17 protein-coding genes are annotated in these 18,814 nt (G+C 59.4%); all 17 read right to left on the minus strand.

Annotated features, from left to right (window positions below; genetic code table 11):
- Nucleotides 1–1,212, minus strand: a complete 1,212-nt coding sequence (locus QMX93_RS06660; RefSeq protein ID WP_282353870.1) for an ATP-binding protein — start codon at nucleotides 1,210–1,212, stop codon at nucleotides 1–3.
- Nucleotides 1,213–1,322: 110 nt separating this feature from the next.
- Nucleotides 1,323–2,798 (minus strand): sigma-54 dependent transcriptional regulator, encoded by a 1,476-nt coding sequence (locus tag QMX93_RS06665; RefSeq protein ID WP_053118349.1) that lies wholly within the window; start codon nucleotides 2,796–2,798, stop codon nucleotides 1,323–1,325.
- 172 nt (nucleotides 2,799–2,970) lie between these two features.
- Complete coding sequence (locus tag QMX93_RS06670; protein ID WP_282353874.1) at nucleotides 2,971–3,267, minus strand: flagellar protein FliT; 297 nt, start codon at nucleotides 3,265–3,267, stop codon at nucleotides 2,971–2,973.
- A gap of 11 nt (nucleotides 3,268–3,278) precedes the next feature.
- The gene (gene fliS, locus QMX93_RS06675; RefSeq protein WP_282353876.1) at nucleotides 3,279–3,677 is read right to left on the minus strand and encodes a flagellar export chaperone FliS; all 399 of its coding nucleotides are present in this window, start codon (nucleotides 3,675–3,677) and stop codon (nucleotides 3,279–3,281) included.
- Nucleotides 3,678–3,806: 129 nt separating this feature from the next.
- Entirely contained in the window at nucleotides 3,807–5,249 is a 1,443-nt protein-coding gene (gene fliD, locus QMX93_RS06680) for a flagellar filament capping protein FliD (RefSeq protein ID WP_282353877.1), read from the minus strand.
- Between the two features lie 82 nt (nucleotides 5,250–5,331).
- A complete protein-coding gene (locus QMX93_RS06685; RefSeq protein ID WP_282353879.1) occupies nucleotides 5,332–5,688 on the minus strand; it encodes a flagellar protein FlaG in 357 nt (118 codons plus the stop codon).
- Between the two features lie 73 nt (nucleotides 5,689–5,761).
- Nucleotides 5,762–6,613, minus strand: a complete 852-nt coding sequence (locus QMX93_RS06690; RefSeq protein ID WP_282353882.1) for a flagellin domain-containing protein — start codon at nucleotides 6,611–6,613, stop codon at nucleotides 5,762–5,764.
- Between the two features lie 243 nt (nucleotides 6,614–6,856).
- Entirely contained in the window at nucleotides 6,857–7,123 is a 267-nt protein-coding gene (locus QMX93_RS06695; RefSeq protein ID WP_282353884.1) for a hypothetical protein, read from the minus strand.
- Nucleotides 7,120–8,409, minus strand: coding sequence for a 6-hydroxymethylpterin diphosphokinase MptE-like protein (locus QMX93_RS06700; protein ID WP_282353886.1), 1,290 nt, complete (start codon nucleotides 8,407–8,409; stop codon nucleotides 7,120–7,122). Before QMX93_RS06700 ends, QMX93_RS06695 begins: the two co-directional genes overlap by 4 nt.
- 84 nt (nucleotides 8,410–8,493) lie before the next feature.
- Nucleotides 8,494–9,420 (minus strand): ketoacyl-ACP synthase III, encoded by a 927-nt coding sequence (locus tag QMX93_RS06705; RefSeq protein WP_053118335.1) that lies wholly within the window; start codon nucleotides 9,418–9,420, stop codon nucleotides 8,494–8,496.
- 226 nt (nucleotides 9,421–9,646) lie between these two features.
- On the minus strand, nucleotides 9,647–10,699 hold the full coding sequence (pseI, locus tag QMX93_RS06710) for a pseudaminic acid synthase (RefSeq protein ID WP_159812626.1): 1,053 nt from the start codon (nucleotides 10,697–10,699) through the stop codon (nucleotides 9,647–9,649).
- Nucleotides 10,692–12,197, minus strand: a complete 1,506-nt coding sequence (gene pseG / locus QMX93_RS06715) for a UDP-2,4-diacetamido-2,4,6-trideoxy-beta-L-altropyranose hydrolase (protein WP_282353894.1) — start codon at nucleotides 12,195–12,197, stop codon at nucleotides 10,692–10,694. Before pseG ends, pseI begins: the two co-directional genes overlap by 8 nt.
- Complete coding sequence (gene pseF / locus QMX93_RS06720) at nucleotides 12,194–12,889, minus strand: pseudaminic acid cytidylyltransferase (RefSeq protein ID WP_282353896.1); 696 nt, start codon at nucleotides 12,887–12,889, stop codon at nucleotides 12,194–12,196. The genes pseG and pseF overlap by 4 nt, the downstream gene beginning before the upstream one ends.
- Nucleotides 12,890–12,895: 6 nt before the next feature.
- Entirely contained in the window at nucleotides 12,896–14,059 is a 1,164-nt protein-coding gene (pseC, locus tag QMX93_RS06725; protein ID WP_282353898.1) for a UDP-4-amino-4,6-dideoxy-N-acetyl-beta-L-altrosamine transaminase, read from the minus strand.
- Entirely contained in the window at nucleotides 14,056–15,057 is a 1,002-nt protein-coding gene (pseB, locus tag QMX93_RS06730) for a UDP-N-acetylglucosamine 4,6-dehydratase (inverting) (protein ID WP_053118323.1), read from the minus strand. The genes pseC and pseB overlap by 4 nt, the downstream gene beginning before the upstream one ends.
- Before the next feature lie 30 nt (nucleotides 15,058–15,087).
- Nucleotides 15,088–18,012, minus strand: a complete 2,925-nt coding sequence (locus tag QMX93_RS06735) for a TIGR00180 family glycosyltransferase (RefSeq protein WP_282353902.1) — start codon at nucleotides 18,010–18,012, stop codon at nucleotides 15,088–15,090.
- Nucleotides 18,013–18,063: 51 nt separating this feature from the next.
- Nucleotides 18,064–18,792 carry a cephalosporin hydroxylase family protein gene (locus QMX93_RS06740; RefSeq protein WP_282353905.1) on the minus strand — a complete coding sequence of 243 codons (729 nt, stop codon included), beginning with the start codon at nucleotides 18,790–18,792 and terminating at the stop codon, nucleotides 18,064–18,066.
- Nucleotides 18,793–18,814 lie beyond the last annotated feature (22 nt).

Below are 18,814 nucleotides of genomic sequence, written 5' to 3' on the forward strand. Positions count from 1 at the left end.
TCACTCAGCTCCTTGTACAGCGGAAAACAGCGGCAGGATCACCTGCGCGCACGTGCCGCGCCCGACTCGCGAACGCAGCTGCAATTCTCCCTGATGCGCACGGGCGACCGCTTTGACCACGGTCAGGCCGAGGCCAGTGCCGGTCACTTTAGTCGTGAAAAAAGGTTCGCCGAGACGCGCCAGAACAGCGGGTTCGATGCCGCTGCCGCTGTCACTGACGCTGATGCGCAACGTGTTGTCGCGGGCGTAGCAATGCACTTTCAGGCGCACGTCACCGGGACTGGCCTGAATGGCGTTTTCGATCAAATTCAGCAGCGCGCCGACCAGCGTGTCGCGGTTGCACAGCAACTCGCCGGCATGGCTGTCGCACTGCCAGCGGATCGGCAGATCCTGCACATGGGTCAGCGCGGCGGCTTGCAGCGCTTGCATCAGGGCATTCGGCGTCAGGCGATCGGTCAGCGGCAGCTCGCCACGGGCGAACACCAGCATGTCGCGCACCTGATGCTCCAGCTCGTGCAGGCGTTCTTTCAGGCGCCCGGCGAAACGCTGTTGAGTGGCGACCGGCAGTTCCTGCTCTGTCAAATGACTGGCGTACAGCAAAGCCGCAGACAACGGCGTACGGATCTGATGAGCCAGCGAAGCAACCATGCGCCCCAGCGACGACAGACGCTCGTGGCGCGCCAGTTGATCTTGCAGATGACGGGTTTCCGTCAAATCGTTGAGCAGCACCAATTGCCCCGGCTCGGCATCCAGCGAGCGGGTGGCAATCGACAAGCGTCGACCGTTTTTCAGAGAGATTTCATGGCCATCGTCTTCACGCGGCGCGAAGCAGCGGGCGATGACGTGGCGCCACAATTCGCCTTCCAGCGGCAGGCCGAGCAACTCGATCGCGGCCGGATTGGCTTCGACGACAATGCCGTGACCATCAATGACGATGACGCCACCGGGCAACAGATCAAGGAGATTTTGCAGACGGTTGGCCAGGCGTTCTTTTTCCGCCAGTTCCTGCATGCGCTGAGCGCTGACCACGGCCAGTTCACCCTTGAGCTCGGTGACCCGCGCTTCAAGCATGCTGTAAGAGTCGGTCAGTTGGCTCGACATCTGATTGAACAGCGCGAACGACTGCTCAAGACCCTGCCGGCTGGCCTGCTCTACGGACGAGGATGATGCCTCGGATCGGGAGGCAGAAGAGATCGGGGCGGCGTGGGGCATTGTGGTCTCTCGCGTGGCTGACCGTCAGTTAAACGGAACGTTGCGAGGGATGTAGCAATACCCGTGCCTAAAAAAAACTGCTTATAAATGAAGCAGTTGAAAAACAGGCGTCAATCCTCCGCCTGTTCGTCTCCGTCGCGACGGCTCATGCCGTACTTGCGCATCTTCTCCACCAGCGTGGTGCGGCGAATACGCAGACGCTCGGCCGCACGCGCCACGATGCCATTGGCGTCGTCCAGCGCTTGCTGAATAAGGCCTTGTTCGAGACCACCGAGGTAGTCCTTCAGATCCAGGCCTTCCGGCGGCAGCAAGGCGTTGGCGGTGAAGTCCGGGGTATGACCGTTGATGGCCACGCGCTCTTCGAGATCACTGCGCAGGCTGTCGACCAGCTGTTCGTCTTCGTCGTCGACATAGCGGAATTTCTTCGGCAATTCGACCACGCCGATCACCCCGTACGGGTGCATGATCGCCATGCGCTCAACGAGGTTGGCGAGTTCGCGGACGTTGCCCGGCCAGCCGTGACGGCACAGCGACATGATCGCCGCCGAGTTGAAACGGATCGAGCCGCGCTTTTCGTGTTCCATGCGCGAGATCAGTTCGTTCATCAGCAGCGGGATGTCTTCGACGCGCTCACGCAGCGGCGCCATCTCGATCGGGAACACGTTCAGGCGATAGTAGAGATCTTCGCGGAAGGTGCCGATCTCGATCATGCTTTCGAGATTCTTGTGGGTCGCGGCGATGATGCGCACGTCGACGCTCTGGGTCTTGTTGCTGCCCACGCGCTCGAAGGTGCGTTCCTGCAGGACGCGCAACAGTTTGACCTGCATCGGCAGCGGCATGTCGCCGATTTCGTCGAGGAACAGCGTCCCGCCGTTGGCCAGTTCAAAACGGCCGGCACGGCTGGTGATCGCGCCAGTGAAGGCGCCTTTCTCGTGGCCGAACAGTTCGCTTTCGAGCAGCTCTGCCGGGATCGCCCCGCAGTTGACGGGTACGAACGGCGCGTCGCGACGCTTGGAATGGTAATGCAGGTTACGCGCAACCACTTCCTTGCCAGTGCCGGACTCGCCAAGGATCAGCACGCTGGCGTCGGTATCGGCGACTTGCTGCATCATCTGGCGCACGTGCTGAATCGCACGGCTGGTGCCGACGAGGCTGCGGAACAGGTTGGGTTCGCGATGGCGACCGCGCTCGCGAGCCTGGTCGTACATCTCGCGATAGACCTGGGCGCGGTGCAGGGAGTCGAGCAATTTGCTGTAGCTCGGCGGCATTTCCAGGGTCGACAACACCCGGCGGCGCTGGTCTTCCGGCAAGTCGACGGAAGAATTATCGCCCATCAGCAAAACGGGAAGGAACTCATCCCAGCTTGAGAGTGTCTTTAACAAGCCCAAAAGCGCGCCAGGAGCATTAACCGTCCCGATCAGTACGCAAATGACTTCACGACTAGACGACAAAGAGCCGACTGCCTGCTGCCAGTCATGGCTGCCGCAGGGTAAATTTTCTTCGCCGAGAAAATTTAAAATCACCGCCAGGTCGCGGCGGCGGACGCTATCGTCATCGATCAGCAGAATTTTGGTTTCACGCCACATGCAATAGCAACTTCCCTGGTCAACTCAATGCCCGAAAATGGGGGCAAGCGAGACGCTTGCAGGACACTCTGTGCCTGTAGACGCCCGAAATCTGAAAACAGCCACTAGTTAAGTCAAAAAACCGTGCACAGTCAAATTTATGGCGCACATCTCTGGATTAACTGAAGGTTAATTAACCAAACAGATGGTAAACCTTTGCCGCGTTCCGCGCTTGGGTGATCTGCGACATCTCATCGACTATCGCCTGGCGTTCGCCCATGGCCACTTCAAGCAGCTGCCGATAAACATGCAGCAACTCTTCCAGATTATCGCGCAACGCCTCCTCGTCCAGCGAAGCTTCCGCCATGACGTCTTCCATGCAGGAACGGCAAGCCAGATCCAGCTCACCAATGGCTTCCCAGTTGCGATCTGCCAGCGCACTGATCAACGATTCCCGGGTGTTTGCAATTCGCTGCAATACAAGACTCATGGTGCTCTCCTTTAGAACTGCGGAGCAGGCGTAGGCGCGATGGCATCCCAGCCCTCTTTTACCGTCGTCAGCAGCCCGGCGACTTCATCAAGAATGCGTGGATCGCTACTGATGTTCGCCTCGGCCAGGCGTTTCATCATGTAGATGTACAGACCGTCCAGATCGGCCAGCGCCTCGGCACTGTTTTCCAGATCCAGACCTTCGCGCAGGCCGCTGACAATACCGATCGCTTTGCTGATCGAGGTGCACTTGCCGGGAATGTCCTTGCGCTCGATGGCACCCTTGGCCTGAGCGATACGGGCCAGGCCACCTTCCATCAACATTTGCACCAGGCGGTGCGGGCTCGCTTCGGAGGTCTGTGCGTGCGCACCGACTTTCTGGTACTGCCGAAGGGCTAACATCGGGTTCATGTTTTACCTCATTGCCACAATGACTCGTATAACCAATGTATCGCCAACGAGTCTGAAAACTTTAGATGAAAAGACAAAAACCCGGCGCACGCCGATAAAGCGTAGCCGGGTTTTTGTCGTTCTTACCTGTTACTTCGCGGATTGCTGAGCATTGAGCGAGCTGAAGAACGACGTGATGTTGCTCGCCGTTGCCTTCATCTGCCCTACCAACAAGTCCATGGCGTTGTACTTGGCCGTCAATGTTGCCGTCAGACTGGTCACGTGCAAGTCGAGGGCGGTCTGCTGTTTCTGCAGACTCGACGACAGGCTCGTCAGGTTGGAGCTGCGCTGATCGAGCAGGCCGCCGGTTTTGACGTACGGGTCGACTGCAGCGGTCATACGCGCCAACAGACCGTTCTTGTCGTCGGTACCGCTGAACAGTTGCTGCACCTGGCCCGCCATGCCCGGTGTTTCCATACGCTTGTTGAACACCGAGGTGTCGAGGGTCAACAAACCGGTTTTATTGTCGGTCAGAACACCCATCTGCGACAGCACGGCCAATTGCCCGCCAGCGCCGTTATCCGTCAACTGCGCACGCACATCCGCCATCAGCGAACGCGGCAGCGAGTCACCGGTAAAAGCGGCTGAAACGGTTAGATTGCCGTCCGCGTCCGGTGTCGCCTTGGACAAGGTATCGACGGTTTTCTTCAGCGTGTTGTAGGCGTCGATGAAGGTCTGCAGCGACGTCTGGATACCCGCCGTGTTGGTCGCCACGGAAACGGTCGCCGGGGTTTGCGACCCAGGTGTACCCGGGCTCACTGTGTTGAGGTTCAGCGTCAGACCACTGATGGCGCCGGTGACGGTGTTGGTCTTGCTGGTCACGGTCAAGCCGTCGATGGTCAGGGTGGCATCCATCGACCGCGCACTAACGGCGCCCGACGCGCCCGCAGCAGGCGTGGAACCCATCACCTGGGTGCCATCGATTTCCAGACCGGCAATGCCGCTGGTGCTCAGATCCATGCCCGCGCCAGTCTTGTTCGAACTGATCACAAGACGCGAGGAACCGGTACTGTCGGTGACGATGTTGGCAGAAATACCGTTGGCTGCCTGCGCGGTGTTGATTGCATCGCGAGTGCTTTGCAGCGTGGCATTGGCTGGAATCGTGACAGGGTAATCAGTGCCATTCTGACTGATTTTCAGAGTACCACTCGGAATGGCACTGGCGGCACCGCCGGCAAATGCGGCGCTGGCAACTTTCGAGCCGGTGGCCAGGTTCTTCACGACAACACTGTAAGTACCCGGTACGGCGGTCTTGTCGGACGTTGCACCCAGTACTGCAGGTGTATCCGAGGTTGCCGTAAAACCGGCAAAGGCCGGGCTCGACGCTTTATTCAGGTCGGCCATCGACTTCTGGTAAGCCGCCAGTGCGCTCTTCAGCGAACCGACACCGGAGATCTTCAGCGAGTTGGTTTTCGTCTGAGTGTCGATCTGCGTCTGTTTGGCAGACTTGTCGGCGTTAACCAGCGCAGTCACGATCGCGCCGATGTCCAGGCCGGAACCCAGTCCGGAACCCGGTAAAATTGGACTTGCCATGTGCATCTCCCTTCAGATTGTTGCCATTCTTTTGACCGCTACCGGCGTCCTGAGAACGAACAAACACGATTCATGCCAGCTATCAGACTTTGGCGTCGAACAACACGTGACTGGCGTTGGCCAGGCTGTCTGCCAGCTTTAGAGCTTCGGCGGAGGGAATCTGTCGAACGACTTCACCCGTCTCGCTTGCGATCACTTTGACGATAACCTTTCCAGAATGCTCATCGATCGAGAACTCCAGATTGCGCTTGATCGACTGTACGAACTTTTCGATCTCCTGCACCGCCAGCTTCAACTTGGCATCGTCCGTGTCCTGGTGCTTGTCAGCGACCGGCGCGTCAGCCTTGGCAACTTTAGGTACTTCTGACGGCTTGTCAGAGACCGGGGCTGCGGGCTTGGGAGCCGGATAAGACACGCTAAGCTTTACGCTCATGTCCATGCCCATCACCTCTTAACGTAAAAAAGCGAGAGAGCACGACAAGCGCACTCCCCCGCTTAAACTCGATCCGGAATTACTGAAGCAGCTTCAGTACAGCGGAAGGCAGTTGGTTGGCTTGAGCCAGTACGGAAGTCGAAGCTTGCTGCAGAGTTTGCTGCTTGGTCAGGTTAGCAGTTTCTGCGGCGAAGTCGGTGTCCTGTACACGACCCTGAGCAGCGGTGGTGTTTTCAGTGATGTTCTGCAGGTTGGAGATGGTGCTGGTCAGACGGTTTTGCGAAGCACCCAGCGCAGCACGCGTGCTGTTGATGGTTGCAATTGCAGCGTCGATTGCGGTGATCGCGTTGTCGATGTTCGAAGCGGCGGCTGCGGAAGTAGCACCGGTCAGAACAACAGTACCGCTACCTACCGACAGGCTTGCAGCGTCAAACTTGCCGCTCAGTACCAGGTCGATGTGGTTAGCCGAACCAGTGTTTGCGCCCACTTGCAGGGTCACAGTACCAGCCGAACCGTCCAGCAGGTTTTTGCCGTTCAGGTTGGTCGAAGCCGAGATACGGGTGATTTCGTCAGACATCTGAGCGAATTCAGCGTTGGTAGCGGTCTGGTCAGCAGTGCCGTTGGTACCGTTACGTGCTTTAACAGCCAGTTCACGCATACGCTGCAGAATGTCAGTCGAAGCTTGCAGAGCGCCTTCAGCGGTCTGAGCAACGGAGATACCGTCGTTGGCGTTCTGGATGGCCTGGGTGTTACCACGGATCTGCGAGGACATGCGGGTAGCGATCTGCAGGCCAGCGGCGTCATCTTTAGCGCTGTTGATTTTCAGGCCGGAAGACAGACGTTGCATCGAAGTCGACAGAGCGTCGGAAGCGCGGTTCAGATTTTTCTGAACGTTCAACGATGTGGTGTTGGTGTTTACTGTTAAAGCCATGACGAATTCCTCGTTGGTTGGGTACTGCGGCTTCCGGCCCTGGCAACCGCCGGGTATGGCCTAGAGAACCTTCGTAATAGTTATCGTCGGGTTTGCAGGTTGCTTGAGGGCTTTTTGAAAAAAATTTGCCATCACCCTGCCACCCCCGAGAAAACAAGGGCTTAGCCGCGCCCCATCCACGAAAAAATGACGTCATAAAATCGACTGCGGCGCAAAGCAGCGGGCCAGCGCCGTTGGTCGCCTTCAGCGCTGCGTGCTTTGCAGCAATTCGATCAGTTCGTACTCCATGAAATCGGCGAGGCCCAACCAGTCCTGACGCTCTTGGCATTCAAGGATTTGCGTCAGCAAGCTCGCCCAGGTTTGCTGGACATCGGTCGATGCCGACATGAGCGCCTGCTGCGCGCCTTCGAACACGTCAACCATGACCAGCGCGGCCTCGACATCACGGCCCAGGCGAAACAGTCCGGCGCACTGGCGGCACTCGTCCATGCATTTATCGATAGCGGTCATTGCACGAACTCCGGATCGAACTGCGTGCCGGCAATAAAGGCGCCCGCACGACTGCTGTTATAGAACTGCACGTGCGGATGCGCGGCGATGTAGCGCTCCAGCACACACAGATAACCGCGAAAGTTGAGCTGCGTGGCGACGCGCTGGCCATTCCCGTCCAGCACCCAGTGCCGTGACTGACTCACGCCCGGCCCCAGATCGCCGTCGTTCCAGCCGGCGTGGGTTTTGTTATTCGGAAACGCGAAGTCAGCGCCGAACAGCGTGATGCGCGCGGCGCCCATCTTCACCGCCAGATCGACGGCGGGATGAATCACGCTGCCACCGACATGCAGCAGCGCCCGCGGATGTTGCTCGCGCAAACCGGCGTACACCGGACTTGCCGAATAACCGCCGTAGCGCTTGCCCTTCCAGGCCGTCAGAACTTCGGGATCGCTCATCGGCAGGTACGCCAAAGTAATCCCGGCCGATTCCTCCACCGGCAAATGGCGGAAGCCTATGCGATGATCAATGCTCACCACCATGTCCGGGACGATCCCATGTTCGCGCAACGGCCGATAAGCGGTATCCACGGCAATAAACAATGGACGATCAGCCTGCTGACGAATCACCGCCAACCGTTCGAAATGGCTCTCAAGCGTCGGGCCAGTACCGATCACAAACACCTCGCGGCCGGCGCAGGTGCCGAACAATTGCGCCACATCCTCATCGCCCAGCAGTACCGGCAAACAATCCTGCAACCGCTGTTGAATAATCGGCGACTGCACGTCGAATTCGCGGTTGTTGAAAGTCAGATGAACTTCATTGACCAGCCGATCACGGATCTTCGCGTTGAAGTCATCCGCCAGCAGCATCTCGGCCGGCAGGGCAAAAAACGGCGTACAGATATCGGAAAGATCGCCCGCGTAAAACAGCTCCACGCGCGGATCTTCCAGCCACTGCCGTTGATCAATCAGTTGCAGCACCAGCGCAAACAACGCGCCATTGAGGATATGCACGTACAGACGATCAAGGTTTGAGCGCTCCAGCAACACGCCCGGCAGATCGCCGAGGCCGGTGCCGTAGACGTGCAGTTGCGCTTTGTCCGGAAGACTGGCGGCCTGAATCCACGCCTCATGCGTGCGGTCATGGCGGCTGGTGAGCTGGATGCCGTTGACGCTCAGCGTCGAACCCAGCCCTTGCGTCAGCTCAGCCTCGATGGCCGAACTGTCCTCAGCCATCAAGCGCTCGAACAGCGCCGGCCAGCGTCGTTGCAGGACTTCGGCATTGGCCTGGAAAAACTCGCTCATGACGCCTCGCACTCCGTTTCAGGCAAAAAAATAGCGCTCAAGGTTAACCCTTGAGCGCTATTTTTGTATCGGCCGTTGTGTGGCTCAAGGACGATAAATAATCGCCGAGCCCCACGACAGACCCACACCGAAACCGCTGAGCGCAATGCGCTGCCAGTCGGAATCGATCACGTGTTTTTCCAGCAGCAGCGGAATGCTCGACGACACGGTGTTGCCGGTCTCGACCATGTCCTTGATGAACTTCTCCGGCTCGCCTTCGAAGCGTCGCGCCACGGCATCAACGATTGCCGCGCTGCCCTGGTGAATGCAGAACGCGTCGATGTCATCAGCCTTGAGGCCAGAATCGTCGAGCAACTCGTGCAAGTGCGCCGGGACTTTCAGCAGCGCAAAGTTGAATACCTGACGACCGTTCATGAAGAACACGCCATCGGTGACTTTCAAGTGCGGCGCACCGGAACCGTCGGTGCCGAACTTGGCCTTGCCCAGCGCCCAGGTCGGATCTTCGCCCATCCATGTGGCGGTGGCGGCATCGCCAAACAGCATGGTGGTGTTGCGGTCTTCCGGGTCGACGATTTTCGAGTACGGATCAGCGGTGATCAGCAGACCGTTCTTCAGGCCGGCGGCTTCCATAAAGCCCTTGATCGCGTAGATGCCGTAGACGTAACCGGAGCAACCCAGGGAAATATCGAACGCAGCGACATTGGTCGGCAGGCCGAGTTTGTCCTGGACGATCGCGGCAGTGTGCGGCAGGCCTTCTTCGTCACCGTTCTGGGTGACGACAATCAGCGCGTCGATCGATTCACGCTTCAGTTCAGGGTTGCTGGCAAACAGCGCATTGGCTGCTTCCACGCACAGATCGGAAGTTTCTTGATCAGCGTCTTTGCGCGGCAGAAACGCCGAACCGATTTTGCCAAGGATGAATTCTTCATCCTTTTCGAATTTTGCACCTTGTGCGTAATTGTCCACGCCGGCTACAGGAACGTAGCTCGCAATGCTTTTTATGCCAATCATTACGGCTTCCCAATAAAAAACAGCCCAAGACCACCGCTCGCAAGGATTTCGAGGGGCGCTGACAAACAGAAAACGGCCGCCACAACGGGCAGCCACGGGGAGCGCAAAGGGCTATCACTGCCACCGATAACGGGTCAGGCGCCATCTCACCGATTAATACAATACAGTGAAGATGCGCGTTATGACTCGCAAGTCACGATAAATGCCGAATCGATTGCAGATCGGTCTATTCGATCAGCGACCAGTCCAGCGGCGTACCGCGCTTGATCGGCGTGCGCGCGCAGCGGCCGAGAACGGCGTCGGTGTGCTTGGGCGGCAGCCCGAGACCCGGACGAATGGCGCGCAGATTGGCGGTGGTGAAAGGCTCACCAGCGGCCATATCAGCGGTGACGTACAGCGAACGGCGATAGACCACTGACTTGCGCTCAGCCTCGGTCACGCCGTAATGCACCTGACCCAGCGCCTGCCAGGCGCGTTCGGTTTCCACCACCAGACTGGCCATCTCCGCCGGTTCCAGCGAGAAACTGGCGTCGACGCCACCGGCCGCGCGGTCGAGGGTGAAATGTTTTTCCACCACCGTCGCGCCCAGCGCCACCGCTGCCACCGATACACCAACGCCCATCGAATGATCAGACAGCCCCACTTCGCAGCCGAACAATTCCCGCAGATGTGGAATCGTACGCACGTGGCTGTTTGCCGGTGTCGCCGGGTAGGTGCTGGTGCATTTGAGCAGCACCAGATCCTTGCACCCCGCCTCCCGCGCAGCGCGCACGGTTTCGTCGAGTTCGGCGATGCTCGCCATGCCGGTGGAGATGATCAGCGGTTTGCCGGTGGCCGCGACGCGACGGATCAGCGGCAAATCGGTGTTTTCAAAACTGGCGATCTTGTAGGCCGGTACGTCGAGGCTTTCGAGAAAATCCACAGCGCTGTCGTCGAACGGTGTCGAGAACGCAAGCATGCCCAACTCTTTAGCCCGAGCGAAAATCGGCGCGTGCCATTCCCATGGTGTATGCGCCTTCTCATACAGGTCATACAAAGACGTGCCGGCCCAGAGGCTGCCCGGATCCTTGATGAAAAACTCACCCTCGGCGATATCCAGCGTCATGGTCTCGGCGGTGTAGGTTTGCAGCTTCAAGGCATGCGCGCCAGCCTTCGCCGCCGCTTCGACGATTTGCAGGGCCACGTCCAGCGACTGGTTATGGTTGCCGCTCATCTCGGCGATGATGAACGGCGGCGCGTCGGCACCGATCAGGCGATCGCCAATCTTGAAATCAGGCATGCGGGTGTTCCTTCAAGACACGGGTGAACGCACAGGCACTTTGCAGATACCCGGCGTCACGAAAGACATTCAATGACGGGCGATTGGCGGGCGCAACCTGCGCGGTGATGGCAGTCAGTTGCGGCCAGTGCGCCGTGACGAATGCCTCACCGCGAGCGAGCAGCGCCCTGCCCCAACCGAGGCCCAGACGCTGTTCAAACAGATACAGCGAAACTTCGGCCTCAAAACCACGCAAGTCGTAACGCAACACGCCGACCGGGCCGTCGTCGCCTTCGGCAATCAACAGCAGTCGCTGCGGATTGCGCAGGCTCGCGCTCAACCAGTGTTGATGCTGCTCGCGGTCGATCACATCGGTTTTCTGCGACCAGCGTCGCACCGCCTCGGCATTGCGCCCGTCGAACAACAACTGCGCATCGTCCAGCGTCACCGGGCGCAGTTTCAGCACCGCGCCAGCCAGCGCTGTCGCTACGCGCAACGCACCACGACCGTCGACCAGTTGCCGCGAGCGCTCGGCCAGACTTTGCCGCAAATAGTGGTTGCCAACGACAAAACCGATCGCGTCGCGCAACTGCTCGACACTGACCTGCTCACGGGCGCCCATGAACACATGCGCACCCGCCGCCGCCATGACTTCGCCGTTGACCTGCTGATTGTTCGACACCGCAATGCAAATCGTCGGCAAGCCGAGCGCCGCGCGCTCCCAACTGGTGCCGCCACCAGCGCCAATAAACAAATCGGCTGCAAGCATGCGCTGATGAAAATCGCTGACAAAACTGTGCAGCCGCCAGTGCGGCCGCGTCTCGGCCAGCGCCTGCATTTGCGTCCAGGCCGGGTTGTCGGCGCCGGCGACAAAATCCACTTCAAGCTCGGCAAAATCGGCCAGCGCCAACATCGCGTGATGAGTCTGGCGAGCGGCATCGAAACCGCCAAAATTCACCAGCAGTCGCTGCGCCTGCGGCTTGATCTCGATGGCCGGGGCATTGAATTCCTCGCGCAACATCGCATAGCGCGGACCGAGCAAAGTGCGGCAATTGGCAGGCAGCAGCGGCTGATAATTTTCGCTGAGGCCGGACAAATTCTGATTGAGCAACAGATCGACGCTGTAGCGCCGCGTGGCCAGATCATCGACCGCCGCAATGCGTGGCGCCCAGCGCCGGGCAGCGGTTTGCCAGTGATGATCGAGCCCATAGTGATCGGCGATAATCCAGTCGAACGCGGTGTGACCGTCCAGCAGCTGCGCCAGCGCGTCGATGTCGGCCTGCCACGGCAACATCGCTTCGATGGCTTGCTGCGGGTCTTCATCGGGATAGCGTTCAGGCAGCGCGAAGGTCTCGAAACCCTCGGCGCTCAGCGCATCGAGCCGATGCCCCGGCAAGCGCCGGCAGGCAAACGCGACGTGACTGCCCTGCCCGCGCAGTACTCGCGCCAGCGTCAGGCAACGGGCAATGTGGCCGCTGCCGATGGTCGGCGAGGCGTCGGCACGGATCAGCACTCTCACGATAATTCCCCGCCAGCCTTCAGCGCGGCATACAGGTATTCGGCGCGTTTCCAGTCTTCCAGCGTGTCGATGTCCTGCACCAGATGTCGGGGCAAAATCACCGGCAGACTGGCCGGCGAATACATCACTTCGCCGCGCAACCAGGCTTCGCTGCGGCCCCAGTAAAACTGCCCGGCATCCTGATAGGCCTCAGGCATATCCTGCGAGCGAGTGTTGCGAAACTCCGGGTACAAAGCTTGTAAAGCGCCCTGCCCGTCCAGCGTCAATGCACGCTGCACCGGAAAGCCAAAACTGCACACAGAGAAGGCAAAGGATTTGTCCGGATTCTGCTCAAGCAATTCCAGCCCCTGACGTAGATAACGCACCTGCAACAACGGCGCCGTGGCATAGACGCAGCAGGTGTAATCGAAATCCGGCAGTTGCTGCAAAGCGTGCACGATCACCGGCGCAGTGCCGGCAAAATCGTCGGCCAGTTCCGCCGGACGCAGGAACGGCACATCAGCACCGTGAGCCCGCGCCACGTCGGCAATCTCGGCGTCGTCGGTGCTGACCACGACCCGCTCGAACAACCCCGAATCCAGCGCCGTGCGGATCGAGCGAACGATCATCGGCACGCCGTCGAACGGTTTCAGGTTCTTGCGCGGGATGCGCTTGCTGCCACCACGGGCGGGGATGATCGCAACGCAGCTCACGTGGGTTTACTCCTCAAGAAGCAGCCGTCGCAGTTGCTCGACCACATAGTCCTGCTGTGCGTCAGTCAGCAGCGGATACAGCGGCAGACTGATTGCTTGCGCGTAATAACGTTCGGCCTCGGGAAAGTCACCCTCGGCAAAACCCAGGTCGCGATAGTAAGGCTGCAAGTGCAGCGGAATATAGTGCAGATTCACCCCGACCCCGGCCGCGCGCAACCCTTCGAAGATCTGTCGGTGGCTAAGATTGACGCGATCAGTCTGCACGCGCACCACGTACAGGTGCCACGCCGACTCCGCCTCTGGCTGAGGGCTTGGCAAGGTCAACGGCAGGTACGCGAGCAAGCGGTCATAGCGGGCGGCCAACTCACGCCGGCGGGCGATGAAGTCGTCGAGTTTCGCCAGTTGCGACAGACCCAACGCGGCTTGCAGATCGGTGATGCGGTAATTGAAACCGAGCTCGATCTGCTCGTAGTACCACGGGCCGTGACTGGCCTCCCTCATCTGCTGCGGATCGCGGGTCATGCCGTGGCTGCGCAGGCGCTGCAAGCGTTCGGCCAGCGCCGGACGGTTGGTCAGCACCATGCCGCCCTCGGCGCTGGTGATGATCTTCACCGGATGGAAACTGAACACCGTCATCGCGGCGAACTCACCGCACCCGACCGGACGCCCGGCGTACGACGCGCCCACCGCGTGCGAGGCATCCTCAATCACGGTGAAGTTGTAGCGCTCGGCCAGTTCGGCAATGCGGCGCATGTCGCAGCTCTGCCCGGAAAACGCCACCGCGACCAAAACCTTCGGCAACGTACCGTCGCGTTCGGCCTGATCGAGTTTCGCTTCGAGCGCGAAGGCATCGAGGTTCCAGGTCAGCGGATCGATGTCGACGAAATCGACGTCGGCGCCGCAGTAGCGTCCGCAGTTGGCCGAAGCGAGAAAGGTGTTCGGCGTCGTCCACAAACGATCGCCAGGCCCCAGTCCTGCGGCCAGACAGGCAATGTGCAGCGCCGCCGTGGCATTGCACACCGCCACGGCGAAATCGGCCTGACAGCGCTCGGCCAGCGCTTGCTCGAAACGCGCGATGGTCGGGCCCTGGGTCAGCCAGTCGGACTGCAACACCTCGACCACCGCATCGATGTCCGCTTGGTCGAGACTCTGCCGACCGTACGGGATCATGCCGACAGCTTCGCGTGCAAGTCGGCGATCTGCCCGACCGACAGGAAGTGCGGATTGGTGTCGGAACGGTATTCGAAGTCCTCACCGACCGCCCGGCCCTGCTCACCGAGTTTGTCGACAGCAAAATCGACGTCGACACTGGTGAAGCGAATCGACGGCTGAATCGTGTAGTGATCGGCGAATTCCAGGGTCATCCGCGCATCGTCCAGCGGCACCATCAGCTCATGGAGTTTTTCGCCCGGACGAATGCCGACGTTTTTATGCGGCAGATGCTCGGCCATGCCCAACGCCAGATCGACGATGCGGATCGACGGAATTTTCGGCACAAACACTTCGCCGCCATGCATCCGCGCGAAGCTGTCGAGGACAAACTGCACGCCGTGATCGAGGGTGATCCAGAAGCGCGTCATGCGCTCGTCGGTGATCGGCAACTCAGTCGCGCCGTCAGCAATCAACTTGCTGAAAAACGGCACCACGGAACCGCGCGAACCGGCGACGTTACCGTAGCGCACCACGGCAAAACGGGTTTCCTGCTCACCGGCAATGTTGTTGGCAGCCACGAACAATTTGTCCGAGAGCAACTTGGTCGCGCCGTACAGATTGATCGGGCTGGCCGCTTTGTCGGTGGACAGCGCGACGACTTTCTTCACGCCGTTGTCGATGGCGGCGGCGATGATGTTTTCCGCGCCATTGACGTTGGTGCGAATGCACTCGGTCGGGTTGTATTCCGCCGCCGGCACTTGCTTGAGCGCTGCCGCATGCACCACGTAATCGATGCCACGCATGGCCTGGCGCAGACGGTCAGCGTCGCGCACGTCACCAATGAAGTAACGCATGCACGGCGCGTTGAACGTCTGCTGCATCTCGTACTGCTTGAGTTCGTCGCGGGAGAACACCACCACGCGCTTGGGCTGGTATTGCTCAAGCAGGCGGGCGATGAATTTGCGCCCGAACGAACCGGTGCCGCCAGAGATGAAAATCGATTTACCGTTGAACATGTGCTGATTCCTGATCCTGGTTCGGCCGACTCAAGCGATTAACTGCGACCAGTTGATCGAAGCCTTTTCACCCAAGGTAAAACCCTTGCCGCTCAGGGCCAGGTTGGCGTTGTAAGCCGAGTCCTGTGCAAAGGCGTCGTGCCATTTTTCACGCAAGGCTTGCAGCGCTTCAGCAGCTTGCGGCAGCTCGCCGGTGTGCAGCACTTGCACCAGCGGCGTCCACACGGTGAGGTAACCGGCCTGACCGGCCTTGAGGCACAGGTCGACATCGCTGAAACCGTCGGCAAAGTTCACAGCGTCCAGCCCATCGAGCGCGTTGAACAATTCTTTGCGCACCATCAGGCAAGCCTTCGACACAGCCGAGTAGTTCTGCTCGACGAGCAAACGCTGCATATAACCTTCTGCGGTGTGTTTTTCACCAATAAAGGCTGAGTCAACACCGCCGTTCAGTCCAAGAATCAAACCGGCCTGGGAAATCTTGCCGTCGCGGTCGACCAGTTTGGCGCCGACGATGCCGACTTCCGGACGCAACGCATGATTGAGCAACGATTCGATCCAGTTCGGGTTGACGACTTCACCATCAGCCGCCAACAACACAAGGAACTCGCCTGCGGCCTGCTGGCTGGCTGCGTTACACAACGCGGCTTCGTTCAAGTGTTGCTCGGTACGCAACACGCGCACTTTGCTGTGAGTCAGGGTGCCCAGCCAGTCGCTGACGGCTGCCGACACATCGCTGCTGGCCACAATCAATACTTCATAGCGGGTGTAACGGGTTCTGAGCAGCACGCCTTCCAGGCAACGTTGCAGCGCGGGCAAATCATCGCCGGCCGGCAGAATGACCGACACCAGCGGTTGTTCGGTGTGACGGTAATCGACCTGGTAGGTGCCAGGCTGCGCCGAAGCGATTTTGGCCTTATAGCCGCGATTGCCCAGATGGCGCAGCAGTGCCTGACGCTCATCGGCGTTTTCTTCCAGCACCACCGCCCGCGCAATCAGCAGCGGTTCGTCGAGGTGTGCCAGACCGCCAAGGCCACCTTGCTCGATGAGGCGCAGCAGCACATCAAATTCCAGCGCTTTGCTGAAGTCAGGCTGGTAACCACCCACCTCAATCAGCACGTCGCGGCGGATCAGCCAGTGACGCGCCATCAGTGCAGGGACGCTTTGCAGCAAATCAAGATTGACGCCCGGGCGGAATACATCGACCAACGCACCGCTGACGGTACGCTGAATTTCGTCGGTAGCGACGGCGCGCACTTCAGTGGCCGAGAGCAGTTCCAGGCCTGCACGCAGCAGACCACCGGAAGTGAATTCGTCGCCCGCTTCGGCCAGCAACAGCCAGTCACACGGTGATTGATTGACGCTTTGGTTCAGCTTGTCGACGAAGTTGCTTTGCGTGACGCGGACAAAGTGCAGCGTGTTCTGCGCCGTGGTCGCCGCCGGCGGTTCTCCGGTGGTGAACACCACGACTTTGAACGCTTTGCTGTGACCTTCCAGCAGGCTGTCCAGCGTGACCTGCAATTGGTCGATGTCGTTATCCAGATCCAGCAGGAAAATACCAAACTGCGGGCCGCCGTCATTTGCGGCCAGGTGCTGGGCAATGGCCGCCGATTGTTCAGCACTCGGTTGACGCGCCGCCAGCCAGTCGAGCAAGCGACCGGTGAGCATCTTGTCGAAGACCTGATCCGTGCCTTGCTGCGACACCGCTTCGAGGCGAGCGAACCACTCACGCAGTTTTTGCGCGTCTTCCTCTTCGCCGAGCAATTGCAATTGGGGAATCAGTCGAGCGATGACCTGACGATTGAAAATGTTGGCGTCGTGCGCCTGCCACAAACGGTCGAGCACACTTTCCGGGGTATCGTTGTTGCGCGCCTGCATCAGGCTGCGCTGACGCGCCCAGATGCCTTCCAGATTCTGCAATTGAGTGCGTCCGGCCGGCATCGAATGCAGGAGCATTTCGTACCAGGCCAGTTGATCGAAGAACGGCTGATTGTAGAACGGCATCTCGACGTACTGTTTCGGGCCAAAACGCCGCTGCGGGCCGGCTTCGATATCAGTCCAGTTCGACTCGATGATCAGCTCGGCGGTCAGTGAGCGGCGGTTGCGCAGGCTGTCGGCCAAGGCTTCGAAACTGTCCATGACCGACTGTTTGGCCTGTTGCGGATTCTCATGCTTGATCTGGGTCGGCAGCCCGGCCAGAAACCCGGCGAAGGCTTCACGGTCGGCGACGTTTTTCGCGTCGGTGTACGCCAGCGAATGGTAAATCTCGGTGTTGTGATCGGAATGCTCATAGTTGAGCTCCCGCACCACATACGGGATCGGCAGAATCCGTGCCTTGCCCATCGCCAGAAGGTAGTAAGTGTGGCCAATTTCCTGCCACTGAAACGAGGTTTCGTGCGGCAGCAAGCGGTACCACTCTTGCAGATTGGCGGTGCGCTGAACCGCGTAAAACGGTGGCAGGTACTGATACAGATACTCGAGCACGCGTTCCTGAGCGGTGTCCGACGCGTAGTCTTCACAGACTTTTTTATCGCGACGGTAGTAGCTCACGCTGTTGGCCAGCGACAGGTACATCATGCTGTAGCCATGGCAGAAGCTGTAGTCCGGATTGGCCTGCATGAACGCGACGGCTTCGTGCAGCGCATCGTGCACATGGAAGTCATCGTCGGCAGCAAAGACCATCAGCGGCGTCGTCACTTGATCCACGCCATAGGCCAGCTTCGCGCGAATGCCCCAGTAACCGTATTGCGGCAAATGTTCGTAATCGACATTCGGGTAAGCATCGGCGAGACCCGCCAGCGCTTCGGCCGAGGAATCCAGGACGAGAATCCTGCAAGGCAAGCTGCTGTAGAACTTCACTGCGCGTCGCAGAAACGCCGGGCGCTCGTGGGTCATCAACACAACAGTCAACTGTTCGTTGAGTGCCAATCCATGTTCAGAAGTGTTCGTGCCTTGCATAAAAATTCCCCAACCGGCGAGTAGCCGAAAAAACTCAACGATGTCTGTCGATTAACGAACGCGACGCAGGTAGCCGTCCGGTGCCACGGTGATCAGCAACTTGCCGTGAACGGCCTGATCAATCTCGAAATCACGGTTCTCTTCCAGGTAAGCCCACACCGCGGTTTTCGGATTGTCACCCTTGCCCCAAGGACGATCCGGGAAGGCGTCCGCCGGCATGTCTTCGACCACGGTGTCCATGACCACGCAGTAGCTGCCGACCGACGCCATCGGCGCATAGGCGCGCAACTCTTCCAGCACGTATTCGTGGGTGTGGTTGGAATCGAGCACCACCAGAACCTTCTTGCCTTCGACCCGCTGACGCACTTGCGCAACGATCGCCGGGTCGATACTCGAACCCTGAATCATCTGAATGCGTTTGGCCATCGGGTGATTCTCGATTGCTTCACGGTTGTGCTGACGGATGTCGATGTCGACGCCGAGCACTTCACCCTTGCCGATCAATTCCAGCATCGAGGCGTAAAACACCAGCGAGCCGCCGTGGGCGATACCGGTTTCGACGATGATGTCCGGCTGCACCGCCCAGATGATTTCCTGCATGGCGATCATGTCCTGCGGGAACTGAATGATCGGCCGGCCCATCCAGCTGAAGTTGTAGGTGTACTTGTGTTTGGCGGTGTCGTTGATCCAGTCCTGCGAGGTGGCTTGCAGCGCCTTGTCCTGTTGCAGACCGGCGATGTTGTCTTTTACTTCTTCACGAAACTGCTCATGAGGATTCATTGCGCACTCCAGAATTTGTGAG

The sequence above is a fragment of the Pseudomonas sp. PS01303 genome, assembly GCF_029959385.1.
Lineage (GTDB): Bacteria > Pseudomonadota > Gammaproteobacteria > Pseudomonadales > Pseudomonadaceae > Aquipseudomonas > Aquipseudomonas rustica.

Bases quoted from the DNA above. Each gene is read 5' to 3' on its own strand.
- QMX93_RS06700 (WP_282353886.1), bottom strand. From the start codon at position 8,409: ATGAGCGAGTTTTTCCAGGCCAATGCCGAAGTCCTGCAACGACGCTGG.
- QMX93_RS06705 (WP_053118335.1), bottom strand. From the start codon at position 9,420: ATGATTGGCATAAAAAGCATTGCGAGCTACGTTCCTGTAGCCGGCGTG.
- pseI (WP_159812626.1), bottom strand. From the start codon at position 10,699: ATGCCTGATTTCAAGATTGGCGATCGCCTGATCGGTGCCGACGCGCCG.
- fliS (WP_282353876.1), bottom strand. From the start codon at position 3,677: ATGAACCCGATGTTAGCCCTTCGGCAGTACCAGAAAGTCGGTGCGCAC.
- QMX93_RS06735 (WP_282353902.1), bottom strand. From the start codon at position 18,012: ATGCAAGGCACGAACACTTCTGAACATGGATTGGCACTCAACGAACAG.
- QMX93_RS06690 (WP_282353882.1), bottom strand. From the start codon at position 6,613: ATGGCTTTAACAGTAAACACCAACACCACATCGTTGAACGTTCAGAAA.
- QMX93_RS06740 (WP_282353905.1), bottom strand. From the start codon at position 18,792: ATGAATCCTCATGAGCAGTTTCGTGAAGAAGTAAAAGACAACATCGCC.
- QMX93_RS06685 (WP_282353879.1), bottom strand. From the start codon at position 5,688: ATGGACATGAGCGTAAAGCTTAGCGTGTCTTATCCGGCTCCCAAGCCC.
- fliD (WP_282353877.1), bottom strand. From the start codon at position 5,249: ATGGCAAGTCCAATTTTACCGGGTTCCGGACTGGGTTCCGGCCTGGAC.
- pseC (WP_282353898.1), bottom strand. From the start codon at position 14,059: ATGATCCCGTACGGTCGGCAGAGTCTCGACCAAGCGGACATCGATGCG.
- QMX93_RS06665 (WP_053118349.1), bottom strand. From the start codon at position 2,798: ATGTGGCGTGAAACCAAAATTCTGCTGATCGATGACGATAGCGTCCGC.
- pseB (WP_053118323.1), bottom strand. From the start codon at position 15,057: ATGTTCAACGGTAAATCGATTTTCATCTCTGGCGGCACCGGTTCGTTC.
- QMX93_RS06670 (WP_282353874.1), bottom strand. From the start codon at position 3,267: ATGAGTCTTGTATTGCAGCGAATTGCAAACACCCGGGAATCGTTGATC.
- QMX93_RS06660 (WP_282353870.1), bottom strand. From the start codon at position 1,212: ATGCCCCACGCCGCCCCGATCTCTTCTGCCTCCCGATCCGAGGCATCA.
- QMX93_RS06695 (WP_282353884.1), bottom strand. From the start codon at position 7,123: ATGACCGCTATCGATAAATGCATGGACGAGTGCCGCCAGTGCGCCGGA.